The 16643-nt window shown below is 72.3% G+C and carries 14 protein-coding genes and 2 pseudogenes; 3 read left to right on the top strand and 13 right to left on the bottom strand.

The genetic code is table 11. From position 1 onward, the window contains the following. Positions 1 to 338 precede the first annotated feature (338 nt). A complete protein-coding gene (locus OG207_RS04685) occupies positions 339 to 1025 on the top strand; it encodes a response regulator transcription factor (protein ID WP_329096166.1) in 687 nt (228 codons plus the stop codon). Positions 1026 to 1095: 70 nt separating this feature from the next. Here OG207_RS04685 and OG207_RS04680 read toward each other — a convergent pair whose 3' ends face one another. The 3 genes and pseudogenes from OG207_RS04680 to OG207_RS04670 form a co-directional block, all read right to left on the bottom strand. Then, positions 1096 to 1815, bottom strand: coding sequence for a cation transporter (locus tag OG207_RS04680; protein ID WP_329096164.1), 720 nt, complete (start codon positions 1813 to 1815; stop codon positions 1096 to 1098). 1 nt (position 1816) lies between these two features. Further along, positions 1817 to 2152 (bottom strand): ArsR/SmtB family transcription factor, encoded by a 336-nt coding sequence (locus OG207_RS04675; protein WP_326709596.1) that lies wholly within the window; start codon positions 2150 to 2152, stop codon positions 1817 to 1819. 203 nt (positions 2153 to 2355) lie between these two features. Next, a pseudogene (locus OG207_RS04670) lies at positions 2356 to 2610 on the bottom strand (SDR family NAD(P)-dependent oxidoreductase); the annotation flags it as partial. Between the two features lie 962 nt (positions 2611 to 3572). On the opposite strand from OG207_RS04670, the gene OG207_RS04665 reads away from it, so the two are divergent. After that, positions 3573 to 3746 (top strand): hypothetical protein, encoded by a 174-nt coding sequence (locus OG207_RS04665; RefSeq protein ID WP_329096163.1) that lies wholly within the window; start codon positions 3573 to 3575, stop codon positions 3744 to 3746. A 194-nt stretch (positions 3747 to 3940) separates the two neighbouring features. Here OG207_RS04665 and lysA read toward each other — a convergent pair whose 3' ends face one another. The 3 genes from lysA to OG207_RS04650 all read right to left on the bottom strand — a co-directional run bounded on the left by lysA (position 3941) and on the right by OG207_RS04650 (position 7463). Further along, positions 3941 to 5275: a diaminopimelate decarboxylase gene (lysA, locus tag OG207_RS04660; RefSeq protein ID WP_329096161.1), complete on the bottom strand. Its 1335-nt coding sequence runs from the start codon at positions 5273 to 5275 to the stop codon at positions 3941 to 3943. 13 nt (positions 5276 to 5288) lie between these two features. Further along, entirely contained in the window at positions 5289 to 5660 is a 372-nt protein-coding gene (locus OG207_RS04655) for an SAV_915 family protein (protein WP_329096159.1), read from the bottom strand. 522 nt (positions 5661 to 6182) lie between these two features. Next, a complete protein-coding gene (locus tag OG207_RS04650; RefSeq protein ID WP_329096157.1) occupies positions 6183 to 7463 on the bottom strand; it encodes an MFS transporter in 1281 nt (426 codons plus the stop codon). A gap of 97 nt (positions 7464 to 7560) precedes the next feature. Between OG207_RS04650 and OG207_RS04645 the strand changes: the two genes are divergently transcribed. Next, positions 7561 to 7941, top strand: a complete 381-nt coding sequence (locus tag OG207_RS04645) for an ArsR/SmtB family transcription factor (RefSeq protein ID WP_329096155.1) — start codon at positions 7561 to 7563, stop codon at positions 7939 to 7941. A gap of 45 nt (positions 7942 to 7986) precedes the next feature. On the opposite strand, the gene OG207_RS04640 is transcribed toward OG207_RS04645, so the two are convergent. The 7 genes and pseudogenes from OG207_RS04640 to OG207_RS04615 form a co-directional block, all read right to left on the bottom strand. Further along, on the bottom strand, positions 7987 to 8496 hold the full coding sequence (locus tag OG207_RS04640; RefSeq protein ID WP_329096153.1) for a cupin domain-containing protein: 510 nt from the start codon (positions 8494 to 8496) through the stop codon (positions 7987 to 7989). Between the two features lie 342 nt (positions 8497 to 8838). Further along, a pseudogene (locus tag OG207_RS43985) lies at positions 8839 to 9114 on the bottom strand (hypothetical protein); the annotation flags it as partial. A 175-nt stretch (positions 9115 to 9289) separates the two neighbouring features. Continuing rightward, on the bottom strand, positions 9290 to 13261 hold the full coding sequence (locus OG207_RS04635) for a DEAD/DEAH box helicase (protein WP_329096151.1): 3972 nt from the start codon (positions 13259 to 13261) through the stop codon (positions 9290 to 9292). 250 nt (positions 13262 to 13511) lie between these two features. Then, a complete protein-coding gene (locus OG207_RS04630) occupies positions 13512 to 13700 on the bottom strand; it encodes a hypothetical protein (RefSeq protein WP_329096149.1) in 189 nt (62 codons plus the stop codon). A gap of 31 nt (positions 13701 to 13731) precedes the next feature. Then, positions 13732 to 14877 carry a COG1470 family protein gene (locus tag OG207_RS04625; RefSeq protein ID WP_329096147.1) on the bottom strand — a complete coding sequence of 382 codons (1146 nt, stop codon included), beginning with the start codon at positions 14875 to 14877 and terminating at the stop codon, positions 13732 to 13734. 4 nt (positions 14878 to 14881) lie between these two features. After that, positions 14882 to 15715: an FG-GAP repeat domain-containing protein gene (locus OG207_RS04620; protein WP_329107435.1), complete on the bottom strand. Its 834-nt coding sequence runs from the start codon at positions 15713 to 15715 to the stop codon at positions 14882 to 14884. Next, positions 15597 to 16490, bottom strand: a complete 894-nt coding sequence (locus OG207_RS04615; RefSeq protein WP_329096145.1) for an FG-GAP repeat domain-containing protein — start codon at positions 16488 to 16490, stop codon at positions 15597 to 15599. The genes OG207_RS04620 and OG207_RS04615 overlap by 119 nt, the downstream gene beginning before the upstream one ends. Between the last annotated feature and the right edge of the window lie 153 nt (positions 16491 to 16643).

The following is a 16643-nucleotide window of genomic DNA, read 5'->3' as shown; positions in this document are numbered from 1 at the left end:
ACATTAGGCCTGGTCGGGGCAGTTGCCGCGAGCCCTGATGGACTGCTGACGCTGCGGCGACGGCATCTTGACGGGGCTGGCCTGCGGCCGCAGGGGTTCGGAACTAGGAATTCCGTATGAGGGTCGTCAAGGTCGCGGCCTTCCCCGTATGGACGTTGTCAAGGTACGCCGTTGCGGTCGGGGAACCGCTGTTTCATCGAGGGAGCGTTCCCTCCGAACACTGCTCCATGCCGCCGGACCGGCGTTGACCGAGCCGTGGCTGCTGGGCGCGGGCGGCCACATGCGGGCCGGTCCCGGCTCGCTCCGCACATGACGTACGACAGGAAGGCGGCACGCCGATGACCCGGGTGCTGGTGGTGGATGACGAACCGCAGCTGGTGCGGTCCCTGGTCATCAGTCTGAAGGCACGCCAGTACGACGTGGCCTCCGCGCAGGACGGCGGAACGGCTCTGGAGGCCGCCGCGGGACGCCATCCGGACGTGGTCCTGCTCGACCTGGGCCTGCCGGACATGGACGGGATCGACGTGATCGAGCAGCTGCGCGCATCGTCGCAGGTGCCCATCCTCGTGGTGTCCGCCCGCCACGGCTCCGAGCAGAAGATCCGGGCCCTGGACGCGGGCGCCGACGACTACATCACCAAGCCCTTCAGTATGGACGCGCTGCTGGCCAGGCTGGGCGCCGTCGCTCGTCGCGCGCTGCCCCAGGACCCGGTCGCCGCGGACGAAGCGGTCGTGGAGACGGACGAGTTCACCGTCGACCTGCTCGCGAAGAGGGCGAGGCGCCAGGGGAAGAACATCAGGCTCACGCCGACGGAATGGCACGTGCTGGAGGTCCTGATCCGCGACAAGGGCCGGCTCGTCAGCCAGCGACGGCTGCTCCAGGAGGTGTGGGGCTCCTCCCGGGGCTCGCAGACCAACTACCTGCGCTTGTACATGGCCCACCTGCGGCGGAAGCTGGAAGCGGACCCGTCCCACCCGCGCCACCTGATCACGGTCTCCGGCCTGGGGTACCGCTTCGACGCATGAGTACGGCGAAGGTGCCCGGTGTATCGCAGGGGCGAGCCGTCACGGCAGCGCAGGAGCCGCAGACCATCGATCATGCGCAGCAGGAGCACTCGGGGCGGCAACCGCAGGTGCCGACCTCGGCCTCCGACGGGGTGGCAACGGCGGCTGACGGCGCGCAGCAGCCCCTGCCCTGCCAGGCGTCGCGGCCTTCCTTGACCGCGATCGCGGCGATGACGAGGGCGGCGATGGGGTCGGCCCACGACCAGCCCAGGGTGGCATTGAGGACCAGGCCGACCAGGAGTACGGCGGACAAGTAGGTGCACAACAGCGTCTGCTTGGAGTCGGCAACCGCGCTGGCGGAGCCGAGTTCGCGGCCGGCCCTGCGCTGGGCGGCGGACAGGAAGGGCATCACGGCCAGGGACACGGCGGCGATGACGATGCCAGGGACGGAGCGTTCGGCCTCTCCGCTGCCGGCCAGGGCGCGGACGGCATCGATGCCGACGTAGGCGGCGAGCGCGAAGAACGACACCGCGATGATCCGCAGCGTTCGCTTCTCCCGGGCCTCGCGCACGGCATGGTCGCGGGCGGAGAACTTCCAGGCGACCGCTGTGGCCGAGGAGACCTCGATGACGGAGTCCAGGCCGAAGCCGATCAGCGCGGTGGAAGAGGCGATCGTCCCGGCCGTGATGGCGACGATCGCCTCGATGACGTTGTAGGTGATGGTCGCCGCGACCAGCAGTCGTATTCGGCGGGTCAGTGCGTCGCGGCGGGCCGGGGCCGGTCCTGTGCCGAGGGGTATCTCGGCGGTCATCTCAGCAGCAGCCCTTCTCGTCCGCGTCCGCACAGGTCTTGTCGGCGGCGACGGCGACCACGGCGGTGCGCAGGTCGTCCAGCGCGTGCCCGAGGCGTTCGTCGGCGAGCTCGTAGCGGGTGCGCCGGCCCACCGGCACCGCGACGACCAGGCCGCAGTCGCGCAGGCACGCCAGGTGGTTCGACAGTCGGGTCCGGGAGATCTCCAGGGTGTCGGCGAGATCGGCGGGGTGGGCCGGGGCCTCGCGCAGGGCGAGGAGGATCCGGCAGCGGATCGGGTCGGCGAGGGCGCGGCCGAACCGCGCCAGCACCTCGATGTCGGCAGCGAGGGTCAGCACACCCATGAAAGTACACCCAATCGTGAATTCATGACATGCTGAACTGATGGCAGGCCCGGGCACCGGAGCGGGGCGGCCCTGGTCGGAGGGCCGCCCCGCGGTGTGGGTCGTTCGTCAGCAGCAGGGCTTGCTGCCGCGGTTGGAGCCCTTCTTGCGGCGGGCCCGCTTCTTGCGTGCGCGCTTGGACATGTCCGTGTATCCCTTCAGGCGGTGTGGCCGACGAGGAGGTCGGCGAGCTTGTTGAGGCGCTTGATGGTGCGTTCGTCGGTCGCGGCGGGAGCCGGGGCCACGCGTTCGTCGCGGTCGTAGTAGGCGCCGTTGGCGATTTCGGTGCCGGGGTCGCAGAGCGCCACGACATGGCGCGCGCCCTCCGCGGCCGATGCGCCTTCGTTCCCGTACAGCGGGAGGAGGCCCGTCTCGCACACGCCGGGGTTGACGGAGACCGCGGTGAGGCGCGGCCCGTGTCAGACGGCCGGGCGGACAGCGGGCGCCGTCGGCTGCACCGGATTCGGTGGCCGATCGTCTTGGCGTGGACCGCTGTTCATGACCCCATCCCAGCGCATCCCGGGCGGCGGGACAAGATCCCGAACGCGTCCTTGACAGCCTTCTGACGTGCGTCCGATGACACGACGCGCGTGCATTCGTGCACGTCATCAACGGCGCGTCAAAGATCGACGACTCGACGGAAGGAACGCGTCAGGACGTGTTGCCGCAGCCGTCGGCCGGTCACAGACTGATGGTGCGACGGAGCCGGGTGACGGCCCGGTGGCGCGCGGCCGGACGGTGGTGACCTGAACACCGCCGAGACGACGCATCCCGTCCCGCCCGTGGGGGGTCCGGCCGGATGCGACCGCGCGTCGGTCAACCGACGCACAACACATGAGCCGCCCGGAATCCGGCGTGGGGGCGCCGGATCCGGGCGGCTCGCGTGCAGCCCTTGCCCGTTCCCGCCCCATGCGAACGAATTCCGTCACGGCGGAATCAATTGCCCGTAAGGGGCATTGAGAACGGCCCCACGGGGCTGTGGGATGGATGCCATGGGAATGGCCGGCGCCTCGACCCGCGGGTTCCGCCTTCGGAACCGTTGAGCGTGCGCCGCGCTGTCCTCCGGGCGCTACGGCGCCGTTAGCGACCCTGCGGCCGGCCGTGCCGACCACCGGCCGCCCGCAGGTTCCTCCGCTCGTGCGAGCGGGCCGGCCGGCTGCTGGGCTGGCGGATGGGGTTCCGGGTGCAATGCCTGCGCTTCTTCCTCAGCGGCCAGGGGGGAAGTCGCCCCGGTCACCGGCGAGGTCATCCGGGAAGCCGAACCGGACCGCTCCCGCCGCCACGTCCACGCCGGCTGACCCGCCCGCGTCAAAACGCCGACAGAAAGCCCGCCCGACCCTCGCCATGATGAGAGTCGGGCGGGATCCTCACTGATGTGACCACTCGCTCGCGCCCCGACCGCACCGTTCGTCGGGCCGTACTCGTCCTCGCCGCGGCCGGCCTGACCCTCATCGCCACGGGCGCTGCCCTCGACGCCCTGTGGCTGCTCGGCATCGGCGTCTGGGCGGTGATCGCCGCGATCGTGATCGAGCTCGTCTACCGCCCCTAGGCCGTCTCTTCCGGATCTTGTCGGCCGAGCCCGCGGCGTCCGGTGCCATGGGGTCTCCCCAGGCCCGCCAGGGCCGAGGAGAAGGCCGGCAAGGCGGAGGGGCGCCCGTGTACTGGACGTACTCGGGCGCCCCGACAACGCGGCCGGGTGCGGTGCCGGGCGTCGCGGGCCCGGCAAGGTCCGGAAGAGACGGCCTAGCTGCCGATGTCCCGGCTGCGGAGGTCTTCCAACGTCTCGCGTCGTACCAGCACCCGGGACGTGCCCTCGTGGACCGCGATCACCGGGGGACGTCCCACCATGTTGTAGCCGGAGGCCATGGACAGCTGGTAGGCGCCGGCCACCGGTACGGCCAGCAGGTCACCCGGGTGGACGTCGCCCGGCAGTTCCACATCGGCTGCGAGGACGTCACCGGCCTCGCAGTGCCGTCCGACGACCGTGGCCGTGCAGGCGCCGGCGCTGGAGTGCCGGCCGATCAGGCGGGGTGCGTAGCGCACCCCGTACAGGGCAGGTCGCGGGTTGTCGCTCATGCCGCCGTCGACGGCGACGAACACCTTCTCTCCGGTGTGCTTGACGGCGAGCACACGGTACAGGGCGATTCCGGCAGGACCGGCGACGGCACGCCCCGGCTCGATGACGAGCCGGGGCACGGCCAGGCCCGCGGCGGCGCAGCTGTCGCCGAGCTCGGCGCGGAGGCCGCGGGCGAGGGCGGTGAGGTCGAGGGCGGACTCTCCGGGCCGGTAGGCGATCCCGTGGCCACCGCCCATGTCCAGCTCGGGCAGGACGATGCCGTGCGTGTCGCGGATGCGGGCCATCAGCCCGACCATCCTGCGCAGGGCGACCAGGTAGGGCTCCACCTCGGTGATCTGGGAGCCGATGTGGCAGTGCAGACCGGTCAGTTCGAGCTGTGGCTGGCCAAGTATCCGCGCTATGGCCTCCTGCGCCGATCCATCGGTGAGCGACAGGCCGAACTTCTGGTCCTCCGTGCCGGTGCGGATCTTCGCGTGGCCCCCGGCAGAGACCCCCGGCACCACCCGCACCAGCACCTTCTGGTGCCCCTCCGGCCCGACGGCGGCCGCGATCCGGGCGATCTCGGACGGACCGTCGATGACGATGCGACCGACCCCGAGCCGCAGTGCCGTCCCGATGTCCCGGGGCGACTTCGCGTTGCCGTGCAGCACGATCCGCTCGGGCGGGAACCCGGCCGTGACGGCGAGCTCCAGCTCGCCGGCTGAGCAGACGTCCAGGCCCAGTCCTTCCTCCTCCACCCAGCGCACCATGGCGCGGCAGAGGAAGGCTTTGGCGGCGTAGAGGACGTCGGCCTCGGGAAGGGCCGCGCGGTAGGTGCGGCACCGCTCGCGGACCTCAGCCTCGTCCAGGACGTAGGCCGGGGTGTCGAAGCGATCGGCGATCTCCGTCAGGGACACCCCGCCGACGGCCACGTCGCCGTGCCGGAGCCGGGTGGTGGAGGCGGGCCACACGGACAGTTCACCGGGACCGGCCGGAATCTCCGAGAGGGAGGCGATGGTCATGGTGCGATTCCCTTCAGACGGTCCGGGCAGGGGTCTCGGGAGCCTGCGGGACGGGAGCGGTGACCGCCCCGGCAACCTCCCCGCCGACCGTCCCGGTCACCGCAGGTGCGGTGAGGGTCGGGTCGACGGTCAGCAGCGATGCTCCGAGCGGTTCGGCCATCGCGCGGAGCGCGGACTCGGCGAGCCGGATCCAGGGCTGGCCGGCGCCGAGCGCCGCGGCCAGCCGTTCGGCACTGGTGAAGCCCACAGCGGTACGTGCTCCCAGCGGGGTGCGGAACATGCGGACCACCACCTCCGTCCTACCCGGCAGGACCGGCACGTACAGCGGCCCGGCCGGGACACGTTCTTCAGGCTCCGGGTCGTCGTCGTACTGGAACAAACACATGAGGCCCTCCCGTAGGAACCACGAGTGACGGTTGAGGCCCCGGACGCGGGGAGGCAGCCCAGGGCACGACACCGAAGCTATCCCCGCCTGAACGCACCTGCGGCCACCCCATGACGGGACCTTGACGGCGGCGGGCCGAGTCCATACGGATCACTGACGCTCCGCGCGCTCGGCCGCATCAGGGCCCCGTCCTGGCGGTCCCACCGTCCCGGCTCCAGGCCGAGCTGGAAACCGTGCACCGCCGCAATGCCTGGAGGATTCCCCTGGACCCGCGCGAACTGGCCCCGTGAGCCTGCAGCACCGGGGTCCTGCGCCCGCCGACGGCACCCCGCTGCCCAACGGGTGCTGCAATCCGGTTCCGGATGGAGCGAACCCTCCTGGTCGTGCCCGCGGAAGAGCGCGCCGGGCCACGAAGGCCCTCCGATTCCCTTCCCGGAACTGCCTCCGACGACCTCGTCGGTGGATCCGAGCATCGCAGGGGACTGCGGTGCACTGCCGTACGGCGGTCTGCGGTCGAGGGGCTCAGGCGGGCTCGGGGGCCCGGCGGTGGGTGCTGATCACCACGAGGCCGCCGATCACCGCGAGGGCCGTCAGGACGGCGGCGAAGACGGTCGCCCCATTGGTCAGGCCCACGGCGTCGCTCAGGTAACCGGCGGAGACCGGAAGGATGCCGGCGGGGAGGTAACCGCCCACATTGAGGGCCGCGTTGGCCTCGGCGAGCCGCTGCGGCGGCACGGTGGAGTTGAGCAGCGAGAGCCCGCCCAGCTGGCCCGTCCCCTGCCCGGCGCCGGCCAGCAGTGCGGAGGCGATGAGGACCGCCACCGACGAGGAGTGCACGGCGACGACGAGGGCGGCCATGCTGAGGGTGGTGCCGGCCGCCCCGGTGATCAGGATGGTGCGGCGGCGCAACTTCTGGACGGCGAACTGCACGCCGGTGGCCGAGAGGAACATCGCGAAGGCCATGACCCCGGCCACCACCCGGCTGGTGGTGCCGAGCAGGCCCGACAGGAGTGAGGGGCCGAGTGAGAGGACGAACGAGGTGGCGGTGATGCCGGGGGCGAACACCGCGATGCCCAGGATGAGTTGCAGGCCGTTGCCCTTCGGTACGCCCGGGATGCGGACCCAGGCGCCCTTCGGGGGTGCGGTGGGCCGACGTACGGGCATGCGCAGCACCGCGAGGATCGCGGTCGCGAGCAGCACGATCTCGATGATGAAGACGGTGGTGGTGGGGGCCGGCGCCGTTTCGGACAGGATGCCCGCGAGGAGCGGGCCGAGGCCCGCGCCGAAGACCATGGCGCACGAGGCGAGCAGGGCGGCGAGGCGCTTGCGCGCCCGCCCGGCCACATCGGTCACCGCGGCCATGCCGGCGGAGACGACGGCGCCGACGGCGATGCCGGTGAACAGACGGGCCACGATCAGCGCGGCCACCGACGAGGCGGTCGCGAAGATCACGCATGCCGCGACGCCGAGGGCGAGGGCGGGGAGGAGTACGGGCTTGCGGCCGAGCCGGTCGGAGGCCACGCCCGAGACGAGCAGGGACCCGAGCAGTCCGACGATATAGAACGCGAAGACCACGGTCAGGGTGCCCTTGGAGAAACCGATGTCCTTCTGCCACAGCACGTACAACGGGGTGGCCGCGTTGGACAGGATGAACACCGCGGTGACGGGCCAGGCGGCCAGCCAGACCCACCAGGTGGGCGCCGGGGTGGCCGTGGCAGGGCTCGAACCCTGTGCCGTTTGCGCCGCTTTGGTGCGCCGCGCTCCGCTCGCCGCGTACGTGGGCACCGTTCGACTTTCCGACATGAGCGTTTCCTCCGTCGAGGCATGTACGAGTTAAGTCGAACTTAGCATGTTGTACGATTTAAGTCGTACATAGGATTCGGGTTATGAGGAGTGGCCTATGTCCGCGACAACGCGATCAGCGACCACCATCAAGGTGCTGCCGGAGCCTGCCGGGCTCCCGGAGCCCCTTGCCGAACCGGCGGTGGGCGAACTGCGGCTCGAAACGGTCCTGGGGGCGCTGAGCGATCCGCTGCGCCTGGGGATCGTGCGCAAACTCCTCCTGGAGTCCGAGGAGTTCGACCATTCCTGCGGGTGGTTCGGCCTGGACCGACCCAAGTCCTCCCTCACCCATCACTTCAAGGCGCTGCGCGAGGCGGGCATCACGAGGCAGCGGCAGTACGGACTGGAGCGGCGCAGCCACGTACGCGTCGACGACCTCGACGCGCGCTTCCCCGGACTCCTCGACCTCGTCGCGGACTGGACGCCCGCCCCGCGGTAGCGGGGCGTGGCGGGCTCGCTGCAGTACCTCGTCCTCCTGGTCATCTCAGCCCTCGCCCTGCTGGGCGGGGCGGCAGTAGCGGCGGATGAGCTCGGCATGCGCGGGGAAGCGCGCGATGAGCTCCTCGGGCCGGCCGAGGGTCATGTCGGCGTAGTCGAAGCCGGGCGCGACGGCTTCGCTGATCAGGGCGTGGTCTCCAGCGGTGAGGTGGGAGGCCTTCCAGATGCCTCCCGGCACGGCGAGGGTGAGGAGCTGTCCTTGGCCGGGGTCCGGCCCGAGGACGGCGGTGGAGTGGCGACCGTCGGGGTGGAGCAGGTGGTAGGTGATGGGTTCGCCGTGGTGGTGGAAGTGCAGGATGTCGGACCGGTTCAGGTGCCAGTGACCGATCGGGGACCAGTGGGTGAGCAGGTAGTGGATGGAGGTCAGCGTGTAACGGTCCCCATCGGGTGTGCGGATCCGGCGGCGGTGGTCCGCCTGGAAGGTCCGGCGGAAGTACCCGCCCTCCACGTGGGCTTCCAGGCCGAGGGCGTCGATCCACTGGTGCGCTGTGAGCACGCTGTCCTCCTGCAGTCGTTGACGGGGTTCTCCTGGCGCCCGCGCGCTGTCCGCGACAGGGACAGCAGTGAGTAGCCGAAGCCGACGGAGACGCTTCACCGGCCGGGGAGCGCGGAGACTCTCGCTGCGCACTGTACGACGACGCCTGGACGCCATGGTTGAGGATGCTTCCCGGTTCGGCCAAGGCCCGGCCGCGGGGGCCGGCTGACCGCAGGCAGCAGCACCCCATCGCTCACGCCTCGCCGGGATCCGGGTGCCGCACGGCCGGTCCGCGGCCTTCGACGGCCACTCGGCAGCGCATCGTCCGATGCGGGCTACGAGGTGCGTTCCTTCCAGGAGCACGGCCATGCCTTGGCCGCCGGCGGCGACGACGGTGATCAGGGCGGTGATGAGGCCGTCGTGGCGCAGAGTGGTCACTGCGGTGGTGGTCAGCAGGGCACCGGCGGCGTCGTAGGGCTCGCCGAGGGCGATGGAGCCGCCGTGCGGGTTCATCCGTTCCGGATCCAGGCCCGGCGCGGTGCAGTAGGCGAGGATCTGTGCGGCGAACGGTTCGTTGCCGGCGAAGGTGTCGATGTCCGCGAGGGTCAGACGGGCCCGGGTGAGGACGGTCCTCGTCGCAGTGACGGGTACGGGCCTTCGGTTTCGGGAGTGCCGGCCCCGACGGGGGTGGCCGCGATCCGGGCCAGCGGGATGTGGCCGTGGGTTCGCTCACCCCGGTGCGGGGGCAGTCGTCCGCTGTGATCGTCGCGCCGCGACGGGCGTGTGGCCCTCCGCTCTGCCGCCCCGTCGGCGGTCACTCGATGTCGGGCGGCCAGCTGGCGCGGTCGCGGAGGTGGTGGAACTCCGGCAGCTCGGCGGCGAGGACGTCGAAGTGCGGGAGCGGGGCCCACAGGCTGCGCTCGCCGATGACGTAGAGGCGGCGTTTGGCGCGGCTCGCGGCGACGTTGAGCAGGTGCGGGGTGCGGGCCGCCCAGTCGCGGGCGCCGGGCCGGCCGCCGCCGAGCACGAGGACGACGACGTCGGCTTCCTTGCCCTGCGCCCGGTGGACGGTGGCGCAGCGCTCCTCGATCAGTTCCGACGTCCAGCCGTCACGGCCGCGGCAGATCTTCTGGCATTCGGCGACGAGGGCCCGGAAGGGGGCGATGACGCGCACGCGCTCGACGGCGACGCCGTGCCGGTGCAAGTGGCCGAGGACGAACTCGAAGGCTCGGCGGTCGCGGTCGCCCCATGGCGCATCGGACGGACGGGACGGGTCGTCGGTGTTGAGCCAGCGGCTGGGTAACAGCCCGTCCCGTTCCGCATCGGGGAACGCCTTCTGCCCGGTGCCGTGGACCATGAGGCCGCCGTACGCCACCTCGTTGCTGACCGTGAACATCGGCTCTTCGCAACGGCGGTGCACGCGCAGCGGCGAGCCCACCCAGACGTGCTCGTCGCTGGTGTCCGGGGCCGGCAGGTAGGTGCCGTAGCGGTTGGTCCGGTCGGCGACGGCCTGGGCCGAGGTGGCCGACGGCAGCCAGTGCTCGTCGACGCCATAGGCGCGCAGCAGCCGGCGCTGGAGGGCCTCGGGCATGGTGACGACGGGTTCGAGCTGGAGCGGATCGCCGACCAGAACGGCCCTGCGGGCGCGCCACAGTGCGCCGGCGGCGGCCTGCGGGGTGGCCTGCCCGGCCTCGTCGACGAGGACCCAGCCGATGGACTCCCGGCCGAGGCGGGCGAACATGCTCCCGATGGAGGAGAAGGTGGTCGAGACGACGGGCACCAGGAGGAACAGGGTTTGCCAGGCGTGCGCGACCTCTTCGTCGGGGACGGGCCCGTTGGTCCCGGCCATCAGCTCCATGAGGACCTGGAGGTTGCCGCGGACGTTCTTCGCGGCCCCGGCGACGAAGGCGCGGTGCAGGTCGAGGGCGCGTAGGAACAGGTCGCTGCGCGCGGTGGACCAGGCCCCGTCGGACCAGGGCGAGCCGAGTTCCTGATCGGCTTCGTCGAGGTGAGCCCAGCCGAGCGGCAAGGACGGCAGCGTCCGCGCCGCCTCGCGCAGTTCGCGGTGGCGGCCGTCGAGTTCGGCCACGGCGCCCCGAAGATCGCGGCGGGACGAGTCGGCGGTCTGTCTCGCCTGCCGAAGGGAGGCGGCTGCCGCGGACTCCCGTGCGCTCGCCGCTCGTTCGTGGGCGAGGGCGGCGGTGAGGCTGGTGGCTGCCTCGTCGACGGCGCTGCCGGACCGGGCGTGCCAGCCGGCGGCCAGGGATTCGGTGCGCACGGCTTCGGCGACCTGTTCCAGGGAGTCCTCGAGCGCGGTGCGCTGTTGGACGAGCAAGTACGCGATCTCGGCCCGAGCGTGCTCCTGCTGCCGTTCGGCGGCCTGCCGGTCGGCCGTGCTCTGCAGCAGGCGGCGCAGCCCGCCGCGAAGGCCCCGCTCGACGGCCGGGGGTGTGTCGTGGCGGGCGGTGAGGGCGGTCACGTACTCGCGCTGGTGCGCGGCCAGTTCACGGGCGGCCGACAGGTTCGCGCGGGCGGTGGCCAACTCCTGGCGGGCCCGCGGTACGTGCTCCGAGGCCGTCCGGTGTCCGGCCTCGGCCGCCGCGGTGGCGGTCCGGGCGCTGGCAGTGGCGGCGGTGGCCCGGTCCAGGACCGCAGCGGCGGCGGCCACCTGCTGGTCGGCCCGGGACACGGCGGCTTCCAGGTCCGCGATCCGCTGCCCGGCCGACGGGGACTCCACGCCCGCCAGCACCCCGGCCAGCCGGGCGCGCCCGGCGCGCAGCCGCTCGACCTCGATCTGGGCGGTACGGAACGCGGCAACGGCGTCAGTCCACGAGGGCACGGGCCGGGCGGGCCGGGCGGTCACGGCCGCGACCTGGTCCGCCTGGGTGAAGAGACCGCGGCCACCGGGCTGTGGCTTGGGCGGAATCCAGTCGCTCAGGACCTCCCGCATGCCGCGCAGCGGCGGCAGCTCCGCGGCCTTGCGGGCGTCGGTCTCCTTCTCCGGCAGCCGGCCCCACCAGAACCGCTCCCCGAACTCCTTGCGGTTGGCCTTGTTGCCGAGCACCGCCGCGATCAGACCCCAGGCCGGCCCGCCAAGGAGCGCGGAGGCGAGGTCGGAGAAATGGTCGGGGCCGTTGTGCCAGTGATCGTCGAGCGCACCGATGCCGGGCAGCTCGGCGGTGATGTTCTCCACGGCGCCGTTGTTGGACGAGGTGACCACGATCTCGAACCCGGTCAGCCGAGGGTCGAGCCGCGACACGAAGCGGGCGTGCCTGCCCTGGCGGTCCTTGCCCCGCCACGCCGGACCGGTGAACGCCTGCGAGGGCCGGTCGAACGCGGCCAGCACCGCCGCCCGCTCGACGACCAGGGCGGCGACCAGGTCGCGCAGCATCGTGGTCTTGCCCGTGCCGGGCGGGCCGTTCACGGAGAACGTCCCGCCCTCGGTTCCCGCTCGGTCGGCGAGCATGCGGTCGACCGCGAACTGCTGGCTCAGCGCGAGCGGGAACCGAGCGGGTGCGGGCCAGCGGCCGGCCGGAACCAGATCCGGAGCCACCCCTTCCAGAACGACCCCGCGCTCCCGGCGCACGTCCGTCCGCGCCCCCACGTCGACGGCGTCGAGCTCGGTCAGGTACGCCTCCAGCGCCGGGCCGATCCCCTTCCCGACCGCCGCGGACACCCGGGCCAGATCAGGGGGAAGCAGACTGTTCAAGAACGGCGCGGCGGCGGCGACCTTCGCCTGCGGGTCCCGCGGCCGGTGGACCAGCCTGCTGCGCACCCGGACCACCTGCGGCCGCAGGTGGTCCTGAACCCCGCACAGGTCGGCGATCTGCGCGGTCAGGGCGACCAGATCGGCGACCCCGAGCGCACGGGGACCGGCGCCAGCCCCGTACCCCGCCGACGTGTCCGGACCATCGGGCGATGCCCCCTCGGGAACACCCTCGGCGCCGTCCGGCCGCCCGGACTCCACCTGTTCCTCGGCGGGGCGGCGGGCCGCGACCCAGTCCGCAGCGCGGCGAACCAGGGGCTCCGCCGCGCCCTGCAGCGCGGCGCCGGCGACCTCGCCGAACAGGGCCCCGACCGCCCCGACGGCAGCGCCGCCCAGGATCTCGGCGAGCAGCCGTTGCCAGCCGCCGCCGGCCGCGCCCGGCGCTCTCGCCGCACCCTCGGAGCCGGGCCACCGCTCGTACGCCGTTCCGGCGGCCGGCGCGGTGGGGCTGTAAGGGATCGCGGTGGCCGTGAGCTCGTCGATCGCCCCGCCGAACGCGTCGTCGAGCTCCTCGAATCCGTCCAGCCAGCCAGGTGCGGACGGCCCCGGATCGAACAGGCGGCCGGTCGCCCAGGCGCACGCGGAGATCACGGACGTGTCCTCAAGCGGTCGGCCCTCGTCGTCCAGGACCAGCGCGAACATCGCGCTCTGGCCCGACAGCACCAGCTCGGACTGCGGCACACCGGGGTCGGGATCGGTCCCCGCGGGCAGTACCGCGATCATCGCCTGGCGGAGCAGCTCCAGGTCGAAGACCCCGCAGTAGACGTCATGCCGCCACATCCGGCCGTACGGTGCCCGCCGTGCCCCCGTCTCCGGATGGTCCGGATCCCACGGCAGGAGCGGTGGCACCCGGCCCGGCTCCGGCGCCAAGTCGACCACGTACTCCTCCCGCGGCCCGGAGCGCGCAGCGGGCCGCCGACGGGGCGGAGCCGGAATGGTCGGCGGGCTGAACAGCTCGATCGCACGCCAGCACTCCAGCAGGGCCTCCCGCCGACGGTCCCGTGTGTGTCTGCTCCGCACCCACTGCCCCCGTCTCGCTCGTGCGGCATTCTGCCGCTCCCCTGAAGATCAGCCGTATCGCCGAATCTACCGGACCGTCATCGGGTCGAGTCCCGATCAGCGGGGCCTGCGGCGCCGGAACGCCCAGGGGCACAGGGCCGGTTCGGCCGAATCGGGCCCGGAGCGGGAAGGCGCCAGGGGCGTGGTGGAACGCCTGTGGGCCCCCACTGTCGGGAGCAGTCAGGGGGTGCGTGCTTGCCCGACGGGAGGGCTACCAGCGCCGACAGGACCGGGGGCGTGCCGTCCGGAGCGCTTGTGCGGCCAGGCCCACGTCGAGGATCTTGGCGGCTTCGCCGATGGAGCCGGGCCTGAGGTGGCGGTAGGTCTTGAAGCTGATGTCGAGGCTCTTGTAGCCCACCGCCGACGCGGACGGCTCGTTCCTCCGCCCGCCTGGGAACACGGCCGGCCCCGCCACGGCCCGTTCCCCCCGGCTACGGGTGTTCGGCGCCGCCCGCCTGCGCTTCATGAGGGTCGCCGGCAGGCGGGTTCGCGGCCCGCAGTTCCCGCCGCAGGGCGCGCAGCGCGGTACGTTCCGCTGCGCGACGCCGCAGCCAGGCACGCCGTCGCTCGCGCGTGATGACGAACAGAAGGCCCAGGGCAAGGAGGCCGCCGATGGTGAGGGCCGCGGTGAGCCAGGGGAAGTAGGACAGCCGGACCGTGTTGCTGTCCACGGTCTTCGCCGCGCCGCCGGGAACCGTGGCGGTCACCGAGGCGGTGACCGCGCGGCGGCCGAGGGCGGGGAGGTCGGCGAGGCGGCCGGTGATGGTGGCACTGCCGCCGGGGATCACGTAGATCCCCGTGGGGGTGAGCGGGACGGTACGCGCGGAGCTGCCGCCGGTGACGTTCAGCGTTCCGGCGAGGGTGTAGAGGACGTTGCCCGTGTTGCGTACGGTCACGGTGAATTCTTCGCCGCCGCTCACAGGCCGGTGTTCCAGTTCCGAGAGGGAGACCTGGAGGTCGGCGGTGCCGGGGACGGTGAGCTCGACGAGCCGGGCGATACGGGTCTCGGTGTTCACGCCGCCGCTGACCGCGGGGGTGCGCAGCGCGGTGACCAGGCTGCCGAGATAGCTGCCCGGCGGGGTGCCGTCGGGGACCGTGAGGGAGAAGCGGACCGTGGCCTTGCTCTTCGGCTGCACGGTGACGGTGGCCTCGGAGTCCAGCTTCAGCCAGGCACCGACCGCGCGCATCTGCTGGCCTTCTTGCGCGGGGGCCAGGCCGCCGCCGGCCGCGTTGGCGACGTCGGCGCCGTAGACGTGGAAGGTCCGGGCCTCGTCGCTCTCGTTGTAGATGACCGCGGAATCCTCGATCCGGGCGCCGGCCTTCAGCGCGTACCCGAAGTGCCCGCCGGTCAGCGTCGTCAGACCGTAGAGCCCGGCCTGCACGCCGAACGGCGCGCCTGCCGCCGACTCCGGCGGAGCGGGCGACGGTACGGGGGCCGGCGCTGCCTGCGCGCCCGGCGCCAGAGCGAGCACGAGGCCCGTGAGGAGGAGGCCCGTGAGGAGGAGGCACCACAGGGCGCGGAACCGTGCCCGGTGCGTGGCGGTGGCGCCGCCCTGGGCGCGCAGACAGCTGTTCATGGGATCAGCCGGTGATCGTGTACTGCAGGGTGCCGCTGTACGAGCCGGGGACCGTCTCCGCGGGGATGTTCCACTGCGCCGTCGACCCGTCGTGGGTGAAGGCACCGCGGGTGCCGCCGTCACCGGTCGCCGTCGTCACGGCCGGGGAGAGGCTGGTGCCCGGTTGCGGGTCGGCGCCCTCGGGGAAGTGGCCGCCCGGGCCGGGCTTGGCGGTGCCCGTCCACTGGCCGCCGGTCCCATTGAGGTGGCCGCCGGTCGTGATCTTCAGATTGCTCCACCCGATGGTGTCCGTGCCGCTGACCAGGTCCGTGGCGGCAACGGTCACCGACCAGGGGGCGGTGGTGGAGAGGGTGTTGGTGTACTTGAACGTGCCGAGTCCGGCCGGGGTGCTGACGGTGCCGGGTGACAGCGTGCCGAAGTTGACGGCCGGCAGGTTCACCTCCATCGACAGGACACCGGGCGCCTTGGCGACCTGCATCGACATCGACTGGCCCGTGCGGTTCGGCTTCGAGGCGTTCAGCAGCACCTGCGCCGCAACGCCCGTAGCAGTGGACGCGGCCGCCAAATCGGGCCGGCCGTCCGCGTTCAGGTCTCCGACGGCGTGCGAGCCGTTTGCGCCGCCCTTCACTTCGTAGAGCGGGCTCGCGTTGCGGAAGGTACCCGCGCCGTCGCCGAGGAGGACGGTGGGCTGATTGTCGGGGCCGTTGTTGGTGACCAGGTCAGGCTTGCCGTCCGTGTTGACGTCGGTGAGGGCCACGCCCTCGAGAGCGCTGCCGCCGACCGGGTGGGTCACCGGGGCGCCGAAGGTTCCGGCGCCGTCGCCGAGGAAGACGGTGATCGTCCGGTCGGTGTGCGCGATGACCACGTCGAGCTTGCCGTCGCCGTTCACGTCCCCAGTCTTCAAGCCGGAAGGGCGGAGCTGGCCGGCGGAGTAGCTGCTGGGCCGGCCGCCCCCCCACGTAGTAGTTGCTCGCGGTGCCCAGCGCGTCGGTGCCGTCGTTGGTCCACACCGAGACGTTGTCGCCGTTGCTGTTGGAAGTCAGGACGTCCGGCTTGGCGTCACCGTTCATGTCGGCGACCGCGATGTCCACGGGGAGCATGGCGTTCGTCGATGGGTTGACCAGCGTCGGCGCGGAGTAGGAGGTTGCCGGGGCGAAGCCGCCCTTGCCGTCGCCGAGCAACTCGACGATGCTGCCCATGCCTTCCGTGCCGAGCTGCGTGGGCTGCTTGGTCAGGGCCGCGGCGACGACCGCGTCCAGCCGGCCGTCACCGTTGAGGTCCGCGAGCGCGACCGCCGTCGGGAAGGTGCCGGTGTCGAGCCCGAAGGAGACACCGGGGCCGAAGCCGCCCTTGCCGTCGCCGAGCGCGGCCACCAGGGTGTTCGATCCCTTGACCGGGGTGACGAGGTCGGCCTTGCCGTCGCCGTTGAGGTCGCCCAGCGCCGGGGCAGTGCCCTTCCCGGAGCCCGCGGGCAGCGGGACGGCGGTCGCCCCGCCGAAGGAGACGGTGGGATCCGGTGCGGCTTGGGCGGCCGGTGCCAGACCCAGCCCGGCTACGAGTGCGGCTGCGGAGCCGAGCACGAGCCCGGCTCTGCGTGGTGTGGAAGTCTTCAACGTACCCGCCCCTTGGGGATTTCGTGACACGCCGACGGGAGGAGTCGACCTGCGGTGGTGTGATGGACAGTCAGGTGGAGTCAACACCGCCGCGCCGGGAAAATTGAGTGGATGTCCCACCAGTTCCGGAGCCACTCCGCGGGTGTGAGCTGG

The organism is Streptomyces sp. NBC_01439 (assembly GCF_036227605.1).
In the GTDB taxonomy this organism is placed as follows: Bacteria; Actinomycetota; Actinomycetes; order Streptomycetales; family Streptomycetaceae; genus Streptomyces.
Note: the sequence above shows the minus strand (reverse complement) of the source record. Positions and strands in the feature narration are given on the sequence as shown.